Origin of the sequence: Shimia sp., from assembly GCF_022448905.1 — a bacterium.
GTDB lineage: Bacteria > Pseudomonadota > Alphaproteobacteria > Rhodobacterales > Rhodobacteraceae > Shimia.
Map to the genome: position 1 here is coordinate 42,313 of NZ_JAKVCW010000016.1, position 20,588 is coordinate 62,900.

Below are 20,588 nucleotides of genomic sequence, written 5' to 3' on the forward strand. Positions count from 1 at the left end.
AGCAGGCGTGAGCAATACCGACAGTTTCATCGAAGAAGTCACCGAAGAAGTGCGCCGTGACCGCCTTTTTGGCCTGATCCGCCGTTATGGCTGGATCGCCGTTCTGACGGTGATCGCGATTGTGGGCGCAGCCGCTTTTAACGAATATCAAAAGAGCAAAGCCCGCACCGCAGCGGAAAACACCGGCGACGCGCTGATTGCCGCTGTGGCCTCCAGCGACGCTGAAGCCCGCGTGGCGGCGCTTGGCGAACTGACAACCGAGTCGCCCAATGCGCAAGTTGTTGCTGACATGCTGCTTGCCACCCATCAGATTGAGGTGGGCTCTGGCGCCGACGCCGCGGCAACCCTGAACGGGATTACCACCAGCGGGTTGGAGACGCCGGAAATCTACCGTCAGATCGCAGCTTTCAAAGCGGTTCTCGCAAACGCGAAGGAAACGTCCGTGGCGGATCGTCGCTTAGCGCTGGAAGCTCTGGCCGGTCCGGGCATGCCTCTGGCGCTGCCTGCGCAGGAACAGCTTGCCCTTTTGAGCTTGGAAGAAGGCGATGTGGATGGTGCCATCGAACAACTGCAAGCGCTGATTCAAGATGCGGCGGTCACCGCAGGCTTGCGCAATCGCGCATCTCAGTTGATTGTGGCTCTGGGCGGGACACCTGCGGACACCGCGCCTGTTCTGGCCGACCAATAAGACTTGCAGGGTGGGGGACTCAGCAGTGAAACGTACGTCTTGGATTTTGGCAGCGGGTGTTGCCTCCGCCGGCCTGTTGTCTGCATGTGCCGAGCCGGAGATCATTCTGGCTGGGGATCGCGAAGATCTGTTCCCCTCCGAAGAGGTTATTGAGAACAAAGATCTTGCAATTAGCCTGCCATCGCAAAGCAAAAATGCGAATTGGACCGGGCGCATCGGCTCTCCAAGCACGCGCACCGCTCATGCGGCACTGTCATCAAAACCGGTTCTGGCCTGGTCGACCTCGATCGGCGCGGGCGAGTCGCGCAAGACACGTATTACGGCGGACCCTGTTGTCGCCGATGGACGCATCTTCACAGTCGATGCCGAAGCCACCGTTACAGCAACCACAACCGGCGGGCAAACTGTGTGGTCCCGAGATCTGACGCCCCCTAACGACAAGGCGGGCCAAGCCTCCACCGGCGGTTTGGCTTATGGCAAAGGCAAGCTTTTTGTCACCACAGGGTTTGGCAGCATCCGCGCGCTGGACCCAGCAACCGGCGCGGACCTGTGGGAGCAGAAATTTCAGGCGGTAGGCAGTGGCACCCCCACGGTCTACGGCGATTTGGTCTATGTCGTCTCCGGCGATGCCACCGCCTGGGCGCTGGAAGTTGAGACCGGCAAAATTGCCTGGCAGCTTCTGTCCATTCCCAACGTGCAAAATGTGCAAAGCCCGGCGGCACCGGCCATCACTGACCGTCTGGCGATCTTCCCCTACGGTTCCGGGGAAATCCAGGCGGCCTTCCGCCGTGGTGGTGTGTCCCGCTGGACCGCAGGCCTGTCAGACACCCGTCCGGGCCGTGCTGTGAACACCGTGGGCGACATCTCTGGTGACCCCGTTGTGGTTGGAGACACCATCTACGTGGCCAACCACTCCGGCCGAATGGCATCGTTTGATGCGGAAACCGGCGTGCGCAAATGGACGGCGGATCACGGCGCACTCAGCCCGGTGTTCCCGGCGGGTGGGTCGCTCTTCTTGTTATCTGAAACCAATGAGCTGCTGCGTCTGGATGCCCGAGACGGCACCCGCATCTGGGGGCAGACCCTGCCGCAGTTCATCAAAGACAAACCTAGGAAGCAGTCCGCTGTGCACGCACATTACGGGCCAATCTTGGCGGGGGGGCAGTTGGTTGTCCCCTCCACTGACGAGGTGGTGCGCTTCTACAACCCGCGCAACGGTCTCTTGACCCACACCGTCGAGTTGCCCCACGGGGCAGCCACCAATCCGGTTGTGGCAGGCGGTGTTTTGTATGTGGTCAACCGCAAAGGCGAATTGTACGCTTTCCGTTGACGCAATAATGCTGTATCGGGGCGACTTCAGACGTTCCGGAGATCTGTCATGAGTTTCACGCTCGCCATTGTTGGCCGCCCAAACGTGGGCAAATCCACGCTGTTCAACCGCCTTGTGGGCAAAAAACTGGCTTTGGTCGACGACCAGCCGGGCGTCACGCGCGACCTGCGTGAGGGCGATGCCAAGCTGGCAGACCTGCGGTTCATCGTGATCGACACTGCCGGTCTGGAAGACGCCACCGATGACAGCCTCGAAGGCCGCATGCGCCGCTTGACCGAGCGCGCGGTGGACATGGCCGACATCTGCCTCTTTATGATGGACGCTCGCACAGGGGTGACGCCCACCGACATGGTCTTTGCCGAGATACTACGCAAGAAATCCGCGCATGTGCTGCTGGCCGCCAACAAAGGCGAAGGCAAGGCGGCGGATGCGGGCGTGCTGGACGCCTACTCTTTGGGGCTTGGCGAACCGATCCGCCTGTCTGCGGAGCACGGCGAAGGCCTCAACGATCTGTATGCGCAGCTCATGCCTATTGCCGATGAATTTGCCAAACGCCAAAAGGCTTTGGATGATGAAGTTGAAGTCGACGTCGAGCTCGAAGAAGACGGCGATTGGGATGACGAGTTTGACGAAGGCGGCCTGCGTCCGAGCGAGCAGATCACCGAGACCAAGCCGCTGCAGATCGCTGTGGTAGGTCGCCCGAACGCGGGTAAATCCACGCTGATCAACAAGATCATCGGTGAGGATCGTTTGCTGACCGGTCCTGAAGCGGGCATCACCCGCGATGCGATTTCGCTGCGCACCGAATGGGACGGCACCCATATGCGGATTTTTGACACCGCCGGGATGCGCAAGAAAGCCAAGGTGCAGGATAAGCTCGAGAAACTCTCCGTTGGCGATGGTCTGCGTGCGGTGAAATTTGCCGAGGTGGTTGTTGTGCTGCTGGACGCGGCGATTCCCTTTGAACAGCAAGACCTGCGCATCGCCGATCTGGCCGAACGTGAGGGCCGCGCAGTTGTGGTCGCGGTGAACAAATGGGACGTGGAAGAGCACAAGCAGGAAAAGCTGCGCGAGCTGAAAGAGGCTTTCAACCGACTTCTCCCGCAGCTGCGCGGCGCACCGCTGATCACAGTGTCTGCCAAAACCGGTCGCGGTCTTGAACGCCTTAACCAAGCGATCTTGGACGCCTATGACACCTGGAACCGTCGGATTCCGACTGCTGCGCTGAACCGCTGGCTGGTGGAGATGTTGCAACAACACCCGCCGCCCGCGCCGCAGGGCAAGCGCATCAAGCTGCGCTACATGACACAGGCCAAAACCCGTCCGCCGGGCTTTGTGGTGATGTGTTCCCATCCCGACAAGCTGCCCGCCAGCTATTCGCGTTACCTTGTGAATGGCCTGCGGGAAACATTTGACATGCCGGGCACGCCCATCCGCCTGACCATGCGGGGGCAGGGGGACAAAAACCCCTACAAGGGTAAGAAAAAGTCCACACCGTCCCGTCTGCGCAAGCACATCAAGGGCCGCGACGCGGGCTTCTGATCCGCCCATCAGGTATGAATTTGGAACTCTTCATGTCGCCGTGCAGCCCCTGTGCGGCGACAGGTGCATTGTGGCGTCACAAATTCGCGTTATAGTCTTGTTCAGTGGTCCGAAATTTCGCGGGTCACGTAGGCTTTAATACCTAGGCACAGTGTCCCCAGGCACGGCTCAGGCGGAAATACTGATTTGAAAAGAGAGGTTTGCGATGGAGATTCGCGAGCGCTTGAAAGAATTCACTGTGCAAGACGACCGCATTGGCGCGGTCAGTTTTTTTGGCACCTTTGCTTTCTATTTTGCCACGCTCACTCTGGCGATAGCCAATCAGGGCACATGGTACTTCCTGATCCCTATGATGATTCTGAACGGCCTCTCGGCTGTGCGGCTTTATGTTTTACAGCATGACACAGGTCATGCCTCGCTGTTCAAAACGCGTAAACATAACGACTGGGCCGGAGAGGCGCTGTCGGTGGTGACCTTCGCGCCCTATGCCGCCATGCGCCACAATCACAATATGCACCACAGCCATATCGGCAATCTGGAGCATCGGGAGACCGGCGAAATCCACACTATGACCGTGCGGGAATGGAATGAGGCCGGTTTTTGGGAGCGCCTGCAGTACCGGCTCTATCGCAATCCCTTTGTGCTGATCCCGCTGGGCAGCCTGTTCACCTATTTCATCCGCTACCGCTGGCCCAAAAATGCCCACACCATGTGGAAATCGGTGCTGCTGCACAATCTGGCGATCTTTGCCTACATGGGCGTGCTCTATGTGCTGGCCGGTTGGAACGGTGTGCTAATCTGGTTCCTGGCGTCCTTCTTTGGCGGCATGGTTGGTGTCTTCATGGTCTACCTGCAGCACAATTTTGAAGACACCTATTGGGATCGCCGTCCCGATTTGGACCCGCGTCTGGCAGCGTTGCAAGGCTCCTCCGCTTTGGATCTCGGCTGGTGGATGGATCTGGCATCGGCGAACATCGCCTATCACGACATCCACCACTTCAACGCCCGTATTCCGCACTACAATTTGCGCAAATGCCACCAGATGATCCGTGATGAATACGACCTGCCCACCATCGAGTGGCCGGAGGCGATCCGGTCGTTTTCGCTCAAACTGTGGGATGAGGAGCAGGAACGTCTGGTGCCCTTTCCCAAAAATCAGTCACAAGGCGCGGTTCCGGCGGAGTAGGCCGGGGGCCAGCCCCCGGACCCCCGGGATATTTATGGACAGATGAAAAAAGCGCGGCTCCATCGGGCCGCGCTTTGTTTTGTTTCTGTCATAGGGACTTAAACCAGCTTGCCGTCTGCGCTCAGCGTGGACTTGCCGCCCAGATACGGCACCAGCGCCTCCGGCAATTCAACAGACCCATCCGCTTGTTGGCCGTTTTCCAGCACCGCAATCAGACAGCGGCCCACGGCAAGGCCGGAGCCGTTTAGAGTGTGCACATACTCGGGCTTGCCACCGTCCGCCGGGCGGAAGCGCGCGTTCATGCGGCGGGCTTGGAAATCGCCGGTGGTGGAGACGGAGCTGATCTCGCGATAGGTGTCCTGACCCGGAATCCACGCCTCGATGTCATAGGTGCGGCGCGCGCCAAAGCCCATGTCGCCGGTACACAGCACCACGGTGCGGTACGGAATGCCCAGCTTTTCCAGGATACCCTCGGCACAGCCCAACATGCGCTTCTGCTCGTTGTCAGACTCGTCCGGGTGGGTGATCGAGACCATCTCCACCTTTTCAAACTGGTGCTGACGCAGCATGCCGGAGGTGTCTTTGCCTGCGCTGCCCGCTTCGCTGCGGAAACACAGCGAATGCGCGGTCATGCGGATCGGCAGGGCGCTTTGTTCCAGAATGTCAGTGGCCACCGAGTAGGTGAGCGGGATTTCAGAGGTCGAGATCAACCACCATCCGTTGGTGGTCTGATAGCTGTCTTCGGCAAATTTGGGCAGCTTATCAGTGCCATACATCGCCTCATCGCGCACCAGAACCGGTGTGTTGACCTCGGTCAGCCCGTTTTCATCGACATGCACATCGATCATGAACTGCGCCAGCGCACGGTGAATGCGGGCCACAGCGCCTTTGAGCATCACAAACCGCGCACCGGAGATTTTGGCGGCGGTCTCAAAATCCATGCTCGCGGCCACGCCGCCAATTTCGAAATGTTCAACCGGTTTGAAGTCAAAAGACTTGGGCGTGCCCCACTGTTTGATTTCGACGTTGTCGTCTTCATCTGCACCGTTTGGCACATCGTCAGCTGGCAGGTTGGCAATGCGCGCCAAAGCATCGGTCAGCTTGGCGTCGATCTCTTTGGCCTCGTTCTGCATCGCCGCCACTTCGGACTTTTTCTCGCCCACCAGTGCACGCAGCCGTTCAAATTCGGCCTCGTCGCCTTTGGCTTTGGCCGCGCCAACCTCTTTGGCCGCAGCCTTTTGCGCCGCCTGCGCCGCCTCAGCAGCAGCGATCTTGGCACGCCGCTCTTCATCCAAAGCCAACAGGGAGGATGACATGGCCTCATCCCCACGGCGGGTCAGGGCGGCGTCAAAAGCGGCCGGGTTTTCGCGGATCGCTTTAATGTCATGCATCTCTCTTATCCTTCATGCTTGAGATGAGTCGTTTTACGTCTCTGCTTATGCCGGAAATCTTGGTTAATCGTAACCACCCGCACGTTACAGCGACATATGCAGGCTCTTAAGGCAACAAGGCGCTCCGTCAAGCCCTTTGACACCTTGCAACTACGGCTTAAGCCCCATAGGTTCCCTGCGACTTTGCGGGGCACTGTGCCGCGCCATCTAGAGGGACCTTAACCTATGCAAGAACTCGGTCAGTTTCTGCCGCTCATTCTGATCTTTGCGATCATGTATTTCCTGCTGATCCGCCCACAGCAGAAGAAGATGAAAGAACACCAAGCCATGGTCGCCGCTGTACGCCGTGGCGATCAGGTTGTGACCCAGGGTGGTCTGATCGGTAAAGTTACAAAGGTCAAAGACGACGCGGAAATCGAAGTTGAACTGGCGGAAAACGTGAAAGTGCGCGTGGTGAAATCCACCATCGCCAACGTGACCTCCAAGACCGAACCGGCCAAAGCCGAGTAATCCAAAAACAAGACCAACAGGGCATCTGACATGCTGCAAATTGACCTTTGGAAACGGGTCCTGATCTGGCTCACCTGTGTGGTGGGCCTGCTTCTGGCCATGCCAAACGCGTTTTATCCGAGGGTTGAGGCCCATAATGACGCCGTCGCGGCGATCGAAATGGGGGCTTCCGGCAACGGGCTGGAGGAGCAGGCGGCGATGTGGCCGTCTTTCCTGCCGTCCCGTCTGGTGAACCTGGGTCTTGATCTGCGCGGCGGTGCGCATCTTCTGGCCGAAGTACAGGTCGAGGATGTCTATGCCGCCCGCATGACCAGCTTCTGGCCGGAAGTGCGCGACCTGCTGCGCGGCGAGCGCGCCACCATCGGCACCATTCGCCAGCAACCGGGCCCAGATACGGAGCTGCGCTTCAAAATTTCCAAGCCCGAAGCCATTCAGGAGGCCGCCAGCCTCGTGCGTGGTCTGTCGCGTCCGGTGACCTCGCTTACCGGGGCAGGGGCCAGCGACATTTTGGTCCGCACCGAAGGCGACATGATCATCGTGGAGCTGTCAGACGCGGAGAAACTCGCCTCCGATGAGCGCACAGTGCAGCAGGCGCTGGAAATCATCCGCCGCCGGATCGACGAAGTGGGTACGCGTGAGCCGACCATTCAACGTCAGGGTTCCGATCGTATCCTCATTCAGGTGCCGGGCATTGGCTCTGCCTCTGAGTTGAAAGAGATCATTGGCACCACCGCGCAGCTGACATTCAACCCGGTTGTAAGCCGCACCTCTGACGCGGACGCGCCGGCCGGTGCAGGCAACAAAGTGCTGCCGTCGATTGACGAAGAGGGCGTGTTCTACATTGTCGAAGCCGCCCCGGTTGTGACCGGCGAAGAGCTGGTGGATGCGCAGCCAAGCTTTGATCAGAACAACCGTCCGGCTGTGTCTTTCCGTTTCAACCCCACTGGGGCACGTAAGTTCGGCGATTACACTGCAGAGAACATCGGCAGCCCGTTTGCGATTGTGCTGGATGATGAGGTGATTTCCGCCCCTGTGATCCAAAGCCACATTCCTGGCGGCTCCGGTATCATCACCGGGCGTTTCTCTGTCGAAGAAAGCACCAACCTCGCCGTGCTGCTGCGCGCAGGGGCGCTGCCAGCGGAGCTGAACTTCTTGGAAGAACGCACCATTGGGCCAGAGCTCGGCCAAGACAGCATCGAGGCGGGTCGCATTGCCTGTATCGTCGCCTTTGTCGGCGTGCTGGTCTTTATGTTCCTCAGCTACGGAACCTTTGGCGTCTTTGCCAATATCGCGCTCATCCTGAACGTCGGCCTGATCTTTGGTCTGCTGTCGCTCATCGGCGCGACGCTGACTTTGCCAGGCATTGCCGGTATCGTTTTGACCATCGGTATGGCGGTGGACGCCAACGTGCTGGTGTTTGAGCGGATCCGCGAAGAGCTGAAATCGGCAAAAGGCCCAGCCCGTGCCATCGAGCTTGGCTATGAAAAAGCCCTGTCGGCCATTCTGGACGCCAACATCACCACCTTCATCACCGCTGTGATCCTCTTTGCCGTGGGCTCCGGCCCGGTGCGCGGCTTTGCCATCACGCTCGGCCTTGGCATCCTCACTTCGGTCTTCACCGCGATCTTTGTGACGCGCGTGCTGATCGTGATGTGGTTTGAACGCCGCCGTCCCAAGACAATCGAGGTATAAGCCATGCGTTTGAGACTTGTTCCCCAAGAGACCAAATGGGATTTCTTCTCCCGCCCAACGCTCTGGCTTGGCATCTCCGGCGCGCTGATGGTGGCGGCTCTGGTAAGCTTCTTCATCCAGGGACTGAACTTCGGCATCGACTTTAAGGGCGGCACCACAATCCGGACCGAAAGCGCACAGGAAGTGGTGATCGCAGATTACCGCGCCGCGCTGGAGCCGTTGGAACTGGGCGACATTTCGATCACCGAAGTGTTCGATGTGACCTTTGAAGAAGATCAAAACGTCACCATGATCCGTATCCAAGCCCAAGAAGGCGAAGAAGCGGTCACCGCCGACATGATCCGCAAAGTTGAGGCACAGCTGCAAACCGTTGCACCGGACATCACCTTTGTGTCCGTGGAATCCGTGGGTCCCAAAGTGTCCGGCGAGTTGATCACCACCGCCGTGATCGCCGTTCTGCTCGCGATTGGCGCGGTGCTTGTCTACATCTGGCTGCGCTTTGAGTGGCAGTTTGCGGTGGGGGCTGTGATGGCCTTGGTGCACGATGTGGTGCTGACCATCGGTGTGTTCTCCGAACTGCAGATCAAATTTGACCTCGCTATCATTGCGGCGCTGTTGACCATTGTGGGCTACTCGCTCAACGACACCGTGGTTGTGTTTGACCGTGTGCGTGAGAACCTGCGTAAGTACAAGAAGATGGATCTGAAAGAGGTGCTGAACCTCTCGATCAACGAAACCCTGAGCCGGACCGTGATGACCTCCGCCACCACTTTGCTGGCGCTGATCTCGTTGTTTGTGTTGGGGGGGGACGTGATCCGTGGATTTGTTTTTGCCATGATCTGGGGTGTGATTGTCGGGACCTATTCCTCGGTCTTTATCGCTTCCGCCGCGTTGTTGAAACTTGGCGTGAAGCGCGATTGGTCCAAGCAGGCCAACACCGCTGGCAACAAGTTTGCTGACATCGACGCATAATCCAAACTTTCGGGCGTCCCACAAATGGGGCGCCCGAAGTCTTTTGAGACATCCGTGAAAGTGCTTATGACGCGGGAGGACGTGCGATGCAGATGACCGAAGTGACCTATGAGGATGCAATTCCCATCGACAGCTACGGCCCCGGCTTTTTCCGCATCGGCGGCGAAATCATCAAGGGCGGGGCCATCATCCATTCCAAAGGCGCGCGCAGCTGGGCAGGCTATGAGGACGTGGAGTCGGTCTTGGCCCTCAAAGATGAGATCGACTTTGTCCTGATGGGCACGGGCACCAACATGGCCCCGGTGCACAGCGCGTTTCGCGAAACCTTGGAAGCTGCGGGGATTGGGGTGGAGCCGATGGCCTCGCCCTCCGCCTGCCGCACCTACAACGTTCTGGTCAGTGAGGGCCGGCGCGTGGCGGCGGTGATGTTGCCGGTTGAAGACACTGCGAAAGAGTGAGGGGCGCTGCCCCTCCTTGGCCGTAGGCGGCCAATTCCTCCCCGGGATATTTTGGGAATGAGAAAATTGGAGTTGTGCAACGTGCGTTGCGTTTACGCTCTTTGATTTAGGTTAAGGTGCGCACCCCCACCTCCGCGATACAGCCACGATACAGACGCTATACCGACGTCGAAATTCAGCGGGTTCAAAAGGTTAATCCTTTTGCCAGCCAAGGGGATGGGGTAAGCCTCAGAACATGATTTTACGTGTCAAAGATGTCAGCGTGGCCCGCGGCGGCGTGGCGGTTTTGGAGGGGCTGACCTTAGAGGTTGCCTCCGGTCAGGCGCTGATCTTAAAAGGCCCAAACGGCGTGGGCAAAACCACGCTCTTGCGCACGGTCGCCGGCCTGCAACCGCCTTTCAAAGGCGAAGTAGACGCACCGGAAGAGGCGGTGGCCTACGCCGCGCACAGCGATGGGTTAAAATCCATGTTGACCGTGGAGGAAAACCTGCGGTTCTGGGCGGAAGTCTTTGCCCAGTCGGACATTGAAAAAGCCATTCAAGCCTTTGATCTTGTTGATTTGCGTAACCGCCTGGCAGGCAGTCTGTCCGCCGGTCAAAAGCGGCGTTTGGGCCTCGCGCGCCTTCTGGTGACCGGCCGCCCAATCTGGGTGTTGGACGAGCCCACCGTGTCTTTGGACACGGCATCCGTGCAACTCTTTGCCGATGCTGTGCGGGCGCATTTGGCAGGCGGCGGCAGCGCCTTGCTGGCCACCCATATTGACCTTGGTTTGGACGTGACTGTGCTGGACGTGGGCCCGTTCCGCGCCAAACAAGGCGACGCGCCGGTCAGCGGCTATGATGAGGCGTTCCTATGAAGGCCCTGCTTTTGCGCGACTTGAAACTGGCTTTTCGCGCCGGTGGCGGCTTTGGCCTCGGCATCGCGTTTTTTCTGATTGTTGTGATACTTGTGCCCTTTTCAGTAGGCCCAGACAGTGGCCTTCTGACCAAGATCGCCCCCGGTGTTTTGTGGCTTGGCGCCTTGCTGGCCTGCCTGCTGTCGCTGGACCGCATTCTGGCGCTGGACTGGGAGGACGGCACGCTTGATCTGGTCGCCACATCGCCGCTGCCGCTGGAAGGCGTGGTCTCAGTCAAGGCACTGGCCCATTGGCTCACCACGGGGGTGCCGCTTGTGGTCGCAGCCCCGGTCTTTGGCGTGCTGCTCAACCTGCCACCCCAAGGCTTTGTCTGGCTGGTGACATCACTGGCTTTGGGCACACCCGCACTCAGCGTGATTGGTACCTTTGGCGCGGCATTAACAGTGGGCATCAAGCGAGGCGGACTGCTGCTTTCTCTTTTGATTTTACCGCTTTACGTGCCGACGCTGATTTTTGGCGCAGAGCTGGCAAGACGCGGCGCGGAAGGTCAAGACATCACCACGCCCTTGCTGATGCTGGCGGGGATCACCTTCGGCGTGATCGCGCTTTTGCCTTTTGCAAGCGCCTTGGTGTTGCGGATGAATCTGCGCTAGCGCGCGGACCGCTTAACCCATATCAAGGCAACAATGGTGCTCTCATGGAAGTGAAGTGCACAACTGACGACGACAAGATAGGACACCCTCATGGGATCGATCTGGGAATATGCCAATCCGGTGAAGTTCAGCCAAACCGTGTCGCGGTTTCTGATGCCGGTAGCCGTTTTAGCCGCAATCGCAACGATTGTCGGATTGGTCTGGGGATTTTTCTTTACACCGGACGATTATCGTCAGGGGGCCACTGTAAAAATTATCTACCTGCATGTGCCGTCTGCCCTGATGGCAATCAACATCTGGTTCATGATGCTGGTCACCTCGTTGATCTGGCTGGTACGCCGTCACCACGTGAGCGCTCTGGCGGCCAAAGCTGCAGCACCTGTGGGCGTGGTCATGACCTTGATTGCGCTTTGGACCGGCGCGGTCTGGGGACAGCCGATGTGGGGCACCTGGTGGGCCTGGGACCCGCGACTGACATCGTTCCTGATCCTGTTCTTGTTTTACCTGGGCTATATCGCGCTTTGGGAGGCGATCGATAACCCGGATACCGCCGCTGACCTTACTGCTGTGCTCTGTATTGTGGGCTCTGTCTTTGCCATGCTGAGCCGTTATGCGGTGAACTTCTGGAACCAGGGGCTGCATCAGGGCGCCTCGATCATGCGGGCAGGGGCGGTGACAGGCACCGACACCGAGGAGAAGGTCTCCAACGTGTTCTTTTACCCGTTGATGATGTGCATCATTGGCTTTGTCCTTTTCTTCATTGCGCTGGTGCTGTTGCGCACCCGCACGGAAATTCACAAGCGGCGCACCCGCGCGCTGCTGGCACGGGAGCGCATGGCATGATGCCAGATCTGGGAAAATACGCGGACACGGTTTTGTCGTCTTACGCAGTGTCGCTGTTGCTGATTGTGGGTCTGATCTGGTGGAGCCTGCGTGCCGCCCGCAAAGCCCGTGCCGAGCTGGACGATGTGGAAGGGCGCCGCAAATGAGCGACACTCCAGCCAAGAAAAAAGTCTCGCCGCTGATGTTCCTGCCGCCGCTGCTCTTTGCGGGATTGGCAGCGATGTTCCTTTTGGGCATGCAGCGCGAAAACCCAAACGAGCTGCCAAGCGCTCTGGTTGGGGAACAAGCGCCAGACGTTCAAATCACCATGCTGGGCGACAAAGAGATGTGGGATGACAGTGCTTTGCGCACCGGCAAGCCAACCCTGGTGAACTTCTGGGCCAGCTGGTGTGGGCCGTGCCGTGTGGAGCATCCCAACTTGATGCAGTTGCAAGCCGAGGGGCTGACCATTTTGGGGGTGAACTACAAGGACGCGGCAGGTAACGCGCTGAGTTTCCTGGAAGAATTGGGTGATCCCTACACCGCAGGCGGGGCTGACACCACGGGCCGCATGGCGCTCAATTGGGGTGTCTATGGTGTGCCAGAGACCTATCTGATTGATGGCGACGGCAATGTGCTTTTGCGCATCGCAGGTCCGGTGACCGAACGCGAAGTTGAAGGCCGCATCCGGCCCGCGCTTGAAGCTTTGAACTAAAGATCCATACTGAAGAAAACAAAAAAGGCCTCGACAGCTGAAACACACCGAGGCCTTTTCTTTTTAAGTGCTGGGGCCTTAGCCTTCAATCATGTCCACACGGGTGCCGTGGCGACCGCCTTCAAATTCGGCGTCCAAGTATGCGTCAACAATTTCCAGTGCGAGACCTTCACCAACAACCCGAGCGCCAATCGACAGCATGTTGGCGTTGTTGTGGGCACGGATCATCGTGGCGGAAAATGTGTCCGAGCACACGCCACAACGGATGCCAGGCACTTTGTTGGCTGCCATCATGATGCCTTGTCCGGTGCCACAGAGGATGATGCCCAGATCACACTCGCCAGAAGCCACGTGCTCCGCTGCGGCTTTGCCGTGCAGCGGGTAGTGGGTGCTCTCGGTGGTGGTGGGGCCGATGTCAACCACTTCATAGCCCTTGGCGGTAACATGAGTGGCAACAGCTTGGCGCAGGTTGATGGCGGCGTGGTCGCTGGAAAGCACGATGCGTTTGGTGGCAGACATAGGTGGCAGACCTTTTTGTGAGTGTTGGCCCGTCCATAGGGGCAAAGGCAAACAAGTGCAATTGGCCTCTGTCGCCTTGGGCCTGAGGTCGCGAAGTGACGCTCACTCTTTCTCGCGAAACCTTGATTGGCATGTCACGTCATGTGCGCATAAAACGGTCTTCGGGGACACACTCAATGGAATGGACTTCGGTATGATCGGAAAGATTGGCATCCGCACAACGGGCGCGCTCGCGGCTTTGTGGCTTGGACTGGCGATGCCGGTGATGGCAGAGATCAAACCCGTCGTGGTGGAGCTGTATACCTCGCAAGGTTGTTCCAGCTGTCCTCCAGCGGATGAGTACTTCCATAAGCAGTTGGCGGGGCGCGATGATGTGATCGCGCTGGCCTTTCATGTCGACTATTGGGATTATATCGGCTGGAAAGACATCCATGCGGACCCGGCCTACACCGAGCGTCAACACACCTATGCCCGTGCCGCAGGCCACCGGTCTGTCTACACACCGCAGATGATCGTGAACGGCAAGGACCACGTGGTTGGTACCCATCCGGGCAAAGTTGACGGATTGATTAAGACCCATCTCAAAGGCAGCTCTGCGGTGGATCTCTCTATCACACGGGACGGCAATCAGCTTCGCATCAAAGCGTCTGCAGACAAGCCTGCCCCGATGCAGGTGCACGTGATACGCTACAAGTCGGCCGAGAAAGTCTCCATCAAACGCGGTGAAAACGCTGGCCGTGTTTTGACCTACGCCAACATCGTGTCCGAGTGGGAGACGGTGAAAGACTGGAACGGGCGCAGTAACCTCTCAACCAGTGTGCGTGTCAAAGGTGACGCACCAATTGTGGTGCTCATCCAACATGAAAACGGCGGCCCCATTGAGACCGCCGCGCGTATCAAGTAATTGACGTAACGAGGTTTATTCGTCGTCGTCATCCTCTTCGGAGATGAGTTCGATCTCGCCAAGTTCGACCAGTTCGCGCACTGCTTTGGTGACCTCTGACATGGCGGCTTCGGCTTCTTTGGTTTTCACCTTGCCACGATCACCGATCGCTTCACGCAGTTGATCTGCCATCCGGCCGGACATGTTGGACAAGATGAACTCGGTCGACATGCCAAAGTCGCCTTCGGTGGCGTAGGCCATGGCGGTGACAAGCGCACCTTCGTCGATGTCTTTGGTCAGTTTCGGCACATCCAGTGGCTTCACGCGTGTCGCGATATGCGCATAGGTGAAGATCCGACGGCGTACGGCATCGGCAAACTCGGCGTCTTTTTCGTCCAGCGAGCCCAGAACCTCGTCACGCGTAGCTGTTGAAGCGCTGTTGAGGATGGCCCCCAGGCGATCTTCCGGGCCTTCTTTGAAGGCTTTTGGCGGACGGTCTTCGATCTGACAGGCCAGTGTCAGGCCAATGCGATCCACCGCTTCCGGCGTAATGCTTTCGGTCATTGACATGGCAAAGGTGATGCGGCGGGCCTTGTCGCCCGGCAGCTTGGCAAGCACCTCTGCAGCTTTGTCCACTGGCAGTTTGGAAATCAAAACCGCGGAAACTTCGATGCTCTCGCCATCGACCATCTCGATCAATTCCTGGGTGGAGAGTTCTTTGATGCGGGCCCATGGGTTGCCAATCATGCGCACACCCGCCTCTCGGCGCAGGCGGGCCTCGGTCATTGGGCTGATCTGCCCTTGCAGCACGCTGAGCGCGCCGGAGATGCCATTGGGGAAGGAGAGACCAATCGACTCAAGCTCTTGGGCAAACTCCATAAGCACATCTGCCAGGGTTTCCCGATCGATATAGCCCATGTCACCCATCATATAGGTCAGGTCTGCCTGATGATCATCAGACAGTTCCGCCAGCGCGAGTTCCGCCCCTTCGTTGAGCAGAAACCGAACAATAATGGCCGCTTTCTGCGGGCGGGAGAGATTGGTTTTGCGCATGCCACCGAAGCTCGGCATGTCATCGACGCCACCCAGCGGCGCCAAAGGAATCGCATTGTCCATCAAGGTCTCCATATGTCTTGAGCGCCAATCAATCACCCAAGCCTAAAGAAACCCTGAAGAAGTTGGTTAATAGTTGAAAGTTGTGCCGGTCCGGATGGCTTCCGCCAGCGAGGCTTCCGGCCAGCCGCCGTCACCGCCACGATCCCGGATTTCCTTCAGTTGCAGCCGCGCAAGATCTAGTCGACCCGACTCCACATGTGCTTGCCCCAGGTAGGAGCGCGCCAACAGGTTATTTGGGTTCTGTTTCAATGCTGTGTCGTAGAAGATCAAACCGGCATCCACATTCCCAAGTTTGCGATGTGTAAAGCCCCAATAGGTCAGCGCTTGGTCTGAGTTTTGGTCAGTCAACGTTGCCAATACTGCCTGCGCTTCCGCTGTGCGCCCCGCGTAGGCCAGTGCCCGCAGTTCCTCGATGCGATCTTGGTCCGTCAAAGAGCTGTCCTGTTGCGGCACACATTTGCCTTTGCTTTCGCTAAACACATTGCCCTTGGTACAAGTCACGGTTTTGGGTTTTGGCTCTGATGAGCCGCTGCCCGCTGCCCAGAGAGGGCTGGCCAATGTGGTCGCCAATGCAATCGAAATCAATCCGCGCGTCAAAGTCATGAGGAACTCCACTCAAAAGAAAACTCTCTGCGGATACGGTATCACGGCACCTTCGGATGCAAAAATCACGGAGCTGTCAGATTGCAGAAACAAAAAAGGCGCACCCGGATGGATACGCCTTTTGATGGTTTTATGCCGCCGCGTTAGTCTTTGAAAACACGCGCAAAGATCGTGTCGACGTGTTTGGTGTGGTAGCCCATGTCAAACTTCTCGTTGATGCCATCAACACCCAGAGCGGCCACAACATCGGCGTCCGCCAGAAGCTGCTCCTGAAAGTCCACGCGCTCTTCCCAAACTTTGAGCGCATTGCGCTGGACCATTGTATAAGCGTCTTCGCGCGAAACACCGGCTTGTGTCAGAGACAGAAGAACGCGCTGAGACATCACCAGACCCGGGAATTTGTTCATGTTGTCGAGCATGTTCTCTGGGAAGATCAACATCTTGTCGACAACACCGGCCAAACGGTTCAGGGCGAAGTCCAAGGTCACAGTGGCGTCCGGGCCAATGCCGCGCTCCACGGAAGAGTGGGAAATGTCCCGCTCGTGCCACAGGGCAACGTTTTCCATCGCTGGGATCACGGTCATACGCACCAGTCGGGCCAGACCAGTCAGGTTTTCGGTCAGAACAGGGTTCTTCTTGTGTGGCATCGCCGAGGAGCCTTTTTGGCCCATGGAGAAGAATTCTGCGCCTTCCAGCACTTCGGTGCGCTGCATGTGACGGATTTCCACAGCGATGTTTTCGATCGACGAGGCAATCACGCCCAGCACGGCAAAGAACATGGCGTGACGGTCACGGGGGATCACCTGTGTGGAGATCGGCTCAGGGGTCAGGCCCAGCTGCTCACAGACGTGCTCTTCCACGGCGGGATCGATGTTGGCAAAAGTGCCCACCGCGCCGGAGATCGCGCCGGTGGCGATCTCTTCACGCGCTTGCTGCAGGCGGGCTTTGTTGCGGTCCATCTCAGCGTAGAAACGCGCAAATGTCAGGCCCATGGTGGTTGGCTCAGCATGGATGCCGTGGGAGCGGCCAACGCGCAGGGTGTCTTTGTGCTCAAACGCACGTTTTTTCAACGCTGCCAGTACCTTGTCCAGATCGGCCAACAGGATGTCGGCTGCGCGCACAAGCTGCACGTTCAGGCAGGTGTCCAGCACGTCCGACGAGGTCATACCCTGATGAACAAAGCGCGCTTCCTCAGAACCAACATGCTCGGCCAGGTGGGTCAAAAACGCGATCACGTCATGCTTGGTCACGGCTTCGATTTCGTCGATGCGTGCGACGTCAAATTCAACGTCTTTGGCTTTCCAGACCGCATCCGCGTTTTCCTGCGGGATCACACCTAGCTTGGCCTGTGCGTCACAGGCATGTGCCTCGATCTCGTACCAGATTTTGAATTTGGTTTCAGGCGACCAAACGGCAACCATATCGGGGCGGGCATAGCGCGGGATCATAATCTCAGCCTTGCATTGTTAGATAATGGGGTCGCGGCCCGTTTAGACGGTGCAACCCAAAACAGCAAGGTTTTCACGCTGCGATGCGGCGATTTCCTCCGGAACACTCTATACAATCGCTAAGATTGTGTGTCCTATGGCCGTGATATTTTACTGGAGGCATTTATGCATAAGACGTTGAGGCTGGGCGGCCTGCTCCTGAGTGCTGCGCTTTGGGCCGCGCCCATTGCGGTGCAAGCGGACACACAGGTGGTCTACAGCGATCAATCCCGCAATGTGTTTCAGGTGGCTGTGCCTGATTTCTGGAAACTGCGCGTGGGTGGCCCGCGAGAGCTTTCTCCCGACGGGGATGAAGACATCCGCGCTGTGGAACGTGTGTTCGGATTGGAACCGGAAAGCGACCATGGCGTCTGGGTTGGGCTGATTTCGCCGCCACGGTTCCGCTCGCTGGAAGATGCCAAGGAATATGCCCGCGGTTTGAGTGGTCAACTGGCCAAAACCACAGAAATTCTGAGCGCTGAGGATCGGCGTGTTGGCAACTATCCGGCCACGGTGATCACCGGCACCGGGCGGCGGGACGGGCGGCCTGTGTCGTTCAATGTGACCATGCTCGACATCAAAAACGGTCGGGTCGTGGTGGCGTTGACCATTATGGCTCAGGGCTTTGACCAAAGCGCCCTGGCTGACGTGAACGCCATTCTCACTTCGATCAAAGCGCGTTAGGGAGGCCGGATTATGACGTCTTTTCAGAGACCTTTGAAACTTTTCGCCGCGCTGGCGACCGGAGCTATGTTGCTGACTGCCTGTGAAAATACAGGCGGAAGTGGGTACACAGGTGCCTATTATGACTCGATGATGTGGAACGATTACTATTACCGTCCATATCCGCCACGCCCGGAGCGTCCGCCGCGTCCGGAACACCCGATTGAGCGTCCACCGGAACGCCCGGTGCACCCGATTGCGCCGCGCCCTCCGGTCACACGCCCAACCCCGCGGCCACGACCGACGCCTCGCCCCGCGCCACGTCCGTCGCCGCGACGGTAAGGTAAGTGGTCACGCCAGTTGCGTGACCACTTCGCTGGATTGTTCCAAAGTGCGATGCACAGGGCAGCGGTCCGCGATTTCCAACAACCGGGCGCGCTGCTCTTGGGTGAGCGCGCCCTCCAAGTGAATTTTGCGACGAAACTGGTCCACCTTCTGCCCAGCGGGGGCTTCGGCGTCTGCTGCGTGGATTTTGTTGTGGCACACATCCACCCAAACATGATCCAGCGGCCAGTTTTTGCGCCGGGCATACATGCGGATGGTCATGGATGTGCAGGCGCCGAGGCCTGCTGACAAAAAACCATAAGGCGTCATACCACGGTTGCTACCACCATAGGCCAGTGGCTCATCCGCCAGGGCATGATGAAACGGTCCAGCGTTCACGTCTTGCAAGAATCCCGCTGGGTTTGCTTCTGACACGCGCACAACCCCTTCTGGCGCACCAGGAGGCGGGGCAGGCGGGGTCAGTGTCAGATACCGCCCAACCCAGGAAGCAATCACCTCCGCGGCGTATTCCGCGTCTTTGGGATTGGTGATCAAATGATCGGCGTTGTCCAGGGTGACAAAGCTTTTCGGGTGTTTGGCAGCCTCAAAAATCTGGGCTGCGTTCTCGATGCTGACCGTAGCGTCGCGAGGCGCGTGCAGGACAAGCAGTGCCTTGTTCAAGCTGGCAATGCACTTGCTGAGGTTCTGATTGGAGATGTCTTCGAGAAAGGCTTTCCTGATTTCAAACGGCCGACCGCCCAGAGTGACCGTGGCTTGCCCTTCGGAGGTGATCTGATCGGTATGTGTGTCAAACTGATGCGCGACGTGCGCAGGATCAGAGGGCGCGCCCAAGGTGACAACAGCTTTTGCCGTGTCGATTTGCGTCGCTGCGCGCAAAACGGCCGCACCGCCGAGGCTGTGCCCAACCAGCAAGTCGGGGGCCATGCCGCGGTCTTCGAGGTATGCCGCCGCCGCAACCAAGTCGGCGACGTTGCTGGAAAAATGCGTGTTGGCAAATTCGCCGTCGGAGTGTCCGAGCCCAGTAAAATCGAACCGCAAAACCGCAATCCCCATCGTGGCCAGACGTGCCGCAATCCGTCGTGCCGCGGGAATGTCTTTGGAGCAGGTAAAGCAATGTGCAAACACTGCAGTCGCGAGATGTGGTCCCTCAGGCAAATCAAGCCGCGCGGCTAACGTATCGCCAGCGTGGCCAGTAAAAGTGATGCGTTCGGTGGGCATGCGGCGCTCCTCTGTCGTGTTGTCCCAATGTGGGCTGAATGACCGACAGAGCAAAGCGATTGCGACAGAGTCTCACGGCAAGGTGACTTAACGAGAGATTGGCATCGTGTCGCGGCATGCAAGATTGTTGATGTCATCGCGGCTTGGCTGCGCTACGGCTGGTGTCATGAAAGAAATCTTGCAGACATCTATTCCCTACGACGCGCTGGCGGAGCGGCCGCTGCCTGGCATTGCCCCACTTGATTCTGACGAATGGCTCATCATAGATGATGCTTACGCCGCGCAAATGTCGCTGCGTTGCAAGCTGTTATCAGAAGAACCTGATCTTGTGTCGGCCTTGGCGGAAGACGCGGTGCCGGCGGCGCAGGAAGTGCTGGATTTGGCCTTGGACCAACTGGCGAGCCGAGCGGATTTCGATGTTGGCCGGCAAGCGGTACGCTGTCCTGATGGGCGTGTCGTTGCCATAGATCGAGCGCAGCCACTGCGCACGCTTGGACAGATTATTCAGGAAGACATCTTTTTGATGCAGAAGGTTGGCGATGAACATGTGCTCACCGGCGCCGTGCTTTGCTTTCCCGCCAGCTGGACCTTGTCGGAGAAATTCATGCGCCCGCTGATTGGCATTCATGTGCCAGTGGCGGAGTATGACGACAACATCGCCAAACGGGTGCAGCGCTTGTTTGATGGTGTGCGGGCCGGGCGCCCGTTGTGGCGCAAAAACGCCCTTTGGTATGACGATCCATCGCTGTTCACACCACGCCCGGAAGATGCACCGCGGGATCCGGTGCCCGCAACGACCGGCGCGTATCTGCGCTCCGAAAAGCAATGCATTCTGCGCTTGCCCAAAACAGACGCAGTGGTGTTCTCAATCCACACCTTCATGGTACGACGCGAGCAAGTGATGCAAGCGCCCGCGGCCCAATAGGGCAGCGGACGCCA

22 protein-coding genes are annotated in these 20,588 nt (G+C 58.3%); 16 read left to right on the forward strand and 6 right to left on the reverse strand.

Going from position 1 to position 20,588, the window contains the following annotated elements; genetic code table 11:
- Positions 1-7 precede the first annotated feature (7 nt).
- From MK208_RS17545 to MK208_RS17560, 4 genes are all read left to right on the forward strand, one after another.
- A complete protein-coding gene (locus tag MK208_RS17545; RefSeq protein ID WP_294118748.1) occupies positions 8-688 on the forward strand; it encodes a hypothetical protein in 681 nt (226 codons plus the stop codon).
- A 25-nt stretch (positions 689-713) separates the two neighbouring features.
- The gene (locus tag MK208_RS17550) at positions 714-2,018 is read left to right on the forward strand and encodes a PQQ-like beta-propeller repeat protein (protein WP_294118750.1); all 1,305 of its coding nucleotides are present in this window, start codon (positions 714-716) and stop codon (positions 2,016-2,018) included.
- 48 nt (positions 2,019-2,066) lie between these two features.
- Positions 2,067-3,560: a ribosome biogenesis GTPase Der gene (gene der, locus MK208_RS17555; RefSeq protein WP_294118752.1), complete on the forward strand. Its 1,494-nt coding sequence runs from the start codon at positions 2,067-2,069 to the stop codon at positions 3,558-3,560.
- A 205-nt stretch (positions 3,561-3,765) separates the two neighbouring features.
- Positions 3,766-4,746 carry a fatty acid desaturase gene (locus tag MK208_RS17560; protein ID WP_294118754.1) on the forward strand — a complete coding sequence of 327 codons (981 nt, stop codon included), beginning with the start codon at positions 3,766-3,768 and terminating at the stop codon, positions 4,744-4,746.
- A gap of 98 nt (positions 4,747-4,844) precedes the next feature.
- On the opposite strand, the gene serS is transcribed toward MK208_RS17560, so the two are convergent.
- Positions 4,845-6,137: a serine--tRNA ligase gene (gene serS, locus MK208_RS17565; protein WP_294118756.1), complete on the reverse strand. Its 1,293-nt coding sequence runs from the start codon at positions 6,135-6,137 to the stop codon at positions 4,845-4,847.
- Between the two features lie 225 nt (positions 6,138-6,362).
- Between serS and yajC the strand changes: the two genes are divergently transcribed.
- From yajC to MK208_RS17610, 9 genes are all read left to right on the forward strand, one after another.
- Positions 6,363-6,647, forward strand: a complete 285-nt coding sequence (yajC, locus tag MK208_RS17570; protein WP_294118757.1) for a preprotein translocase subunit YajC — start codon at positions 6,363-6,365, stop codon at positions 6,645-6,647.
- Between the two features lie 30 nt (positions 6,648-6,677).
- Complete coding sequence (gene secD, locus MK208_RS17575) at positions 6,678-8,339, forward strand: protein translocase subunit SecD (RefSeq protein ID WP_294118760.1); 1,662 nt, start codon at positions 6,678-6,680, stop codon at positions 8,337-8,339.
- Positions 8,340-8,342: 3 nt separating this feature from the next.
- Entirely contained in the window at positions 8,343-9,311 is a 969-nt protein-coding gene (gene secF, locus MK208_RS17580; protein WP_294118762.1) for a protein translocase subunit SecF, read from the forward strand.
- Positions 9,312-9,397: 86 nt separating this feature from the next.
- The gene (locus MK208_RS17585) at positions 9,398-9,769 is read left to right on the forward strand and encodes an Mth938-like domain-containing protein (protein ID WP_294118764.1); all 372 of its coding nucleotides are present in this window, start codon (positions 9,398-9,400) and stop codon (positions 9,767-9,769) included.
- A gap of 235 nt (positions 9,770-10,004) precedes the next feature.
- On the forward strand, positions 10,005-10,625 hold the full coding sequence (gene ccmA / locus MK208_RS17590; RefSeq protein WP_294118766.1) for a heme ABC exporter ATP-binding protein CcmA: 621 nt from the start codon (positions 10,005-10,007) through the stop codon (positions 10,623-10,625).
- Complete coding sequence (ccmB, locus tag MK208_RS17595) at positions 10,622-11,278, forward strand: heme exporter protein CcmB (protein WP_294118768.1); 657 nt, start codon at positions 10,622-10,624, stop codon at positions 11,276-11,278. Before ccmA ends, ccmB begins: the two co-directional genes overlap by 4 nt.
- Positions 11,279-11,368: 90 nt before the next feature.
- Positions 11,369-12,121 carry a heme ABC transporter permease gene (locus MK208_RS17600; RefSeq protein ID WP_294118769.1) on the forward strand — a complete coding sequence of 251 codons (753 nt, stop codon included), beginning with the start codon at positions 11,369-11,371 and terminating at the stop codon, positions 12,119-12,121.
- Entirely contained in the window at positions 12,118-12,267 is a 150-nt protein-coding gene (gene ccmD / locus MK208_RS17605; RefSeq protein WP_294118770.1) for a heme exporter protein CcmD, read from the forward strand. Before MK208_RS17600 ends, ccmD begins: the two co-directional genes overlap by 4 nt.
- The gene (locus tag MK208_RS17610) at positions 12,264-12,815 is read left to right on the forward strand and encodes a DsbE family thiol:disulfide interchange protein (protein WP_294118771.1); all 552 of its coding nucleotides are present in this window, start codon (positions 12,264-12,266) and stop codon (positions 12,813-12,815) included. The genes ccmD and MK208_RS17610 overlap by 4 nt, the downstream gene beginning before the upstream one ends.
- 78 nt (positions 12,816-12,893) lie before the next feature.
- On the opposite strand, the gene rpiB is transcribed toward MK208_RS17610, so the two are convergent.
- Entirely contained in the window at positions 12,894-13,334 is a 441-nt protein-coding gene (rpiB, locus tag MK208_RS17615; RefSeq protein WP_294118773.1) for a ribose 5-phosphate isomerase B, read from the reverse strand.
- Positions 13,335-13,527: 193 nt separating this feature from the next.
- Here rpiB and MK208_RS17620 point away from each other — a divergent pair, with 193 nt between their 5' ends.
- The gene (locus MK208_RS17620) at positions 13,528-14,238 is read left to right on the forward strand and encodes a DUF1223 domain-containing protein (RefSeq protein ID WP_294118774.1); all 711 of its coding nucleotides are present in this window, start codon (positions 13,528-13,530) and stop codon (positions 14,236-14,238) included.
- A gap of 15 nt (positions 14,239-14,253) precedes the next feature.
- On the opposite strand, the gene MK208_RS17625 is transcribed toward MK208_RS17620, so the two are convergent.
- The 3 genes from MK208_RS17625 to purB all read right to left on the reverse strand — a co-directional run bounded on the left by MK208_RS17625 (position 14,254) and on the right by purB (position 17,384).
- Entirely contained in the window at positions 14,254-15,333 is a 1,080-nt protein-coding gene (locus MK208_RS17625; protein WP_294118775.1) for a FliG C-terminal domain-containing protein, read from the reverse strand.
- A gap of 66 nt (positions 15,334-15,399) precedes the next feature.
- On the reverse strand, positions 15,400-15,936 hold the full coding sequence (locus MK208_RS17630; RefSeq protein ID WP_294118776.1) for a tetratricopeptide repeat protein: 537 nt from the start codon (positions 15,934-15,936) through the stop codon (positions 15,400-15,402).
- Positions 15,937-16,079: 143 nt separating this feature from the next.
- Entirely contained in the window at positions 16,080-17,384 is a 1,305-nt protein-coding gene (gene purB / locus MK208_RS17635) for an adenylosuccinate lyase (protein ID WP_294118777.1), read from the reverse strand.
- A gap of 165 nt (positions 17,385-17,549) precedes the next feature.
- Between purB and MK208_RS17640 the strand changes: the two genes are divergently transcribed.
- Positions 17,550-18,107: a hypothetical protein gene (locus MK208_RS17640; RefSeq protein ID WP_294118779.1), complete on the forward strand. Its 558-nt coding sequence runs from the start codon at positions 17,550-17,552 to the stop codon at positions 18,105-18,107.
- Positions 18,108-18,437: 330 nt separating this feature from the next.
- Here MK208_RS17640 and MK208_RS17645 read toward each other — a convergent pair whose 3' ends face one another.
- The gene (locus MK208_RS17645) at positions 18,438-19,649 is read right to left on the reverse strand and encodes a bifunctional alpha/beta hydrolase/OsmC family protein (RefSeq protein ID WP_294118781.1); all 1,212 of its coding nucleotides are present in this window, start codon (positions 19,647-19,649) and stop codon (positions 18,438-18,440) included.
- A 166-nt stretch (positions 19,650-19,815) separates the two neighbouring features.
- Between MK208_RS17645 and MK208_RS17650 the strand changes: the two genes are divergently transcribed.
- Positions 19,816-20,574 (forward strand): DUF3445 domain-containing protein, encoded by a 759-nt coding sequence (locus tag MK208_RS17650; protein WP_294118783.1) that lies wholly within the window; start codon positions 19,816-19,818, stop codon positions 20,572-20,574.
- The last annotated feature ends 14 nt before the right edge of the window (positions 20,575-20,588 follow it).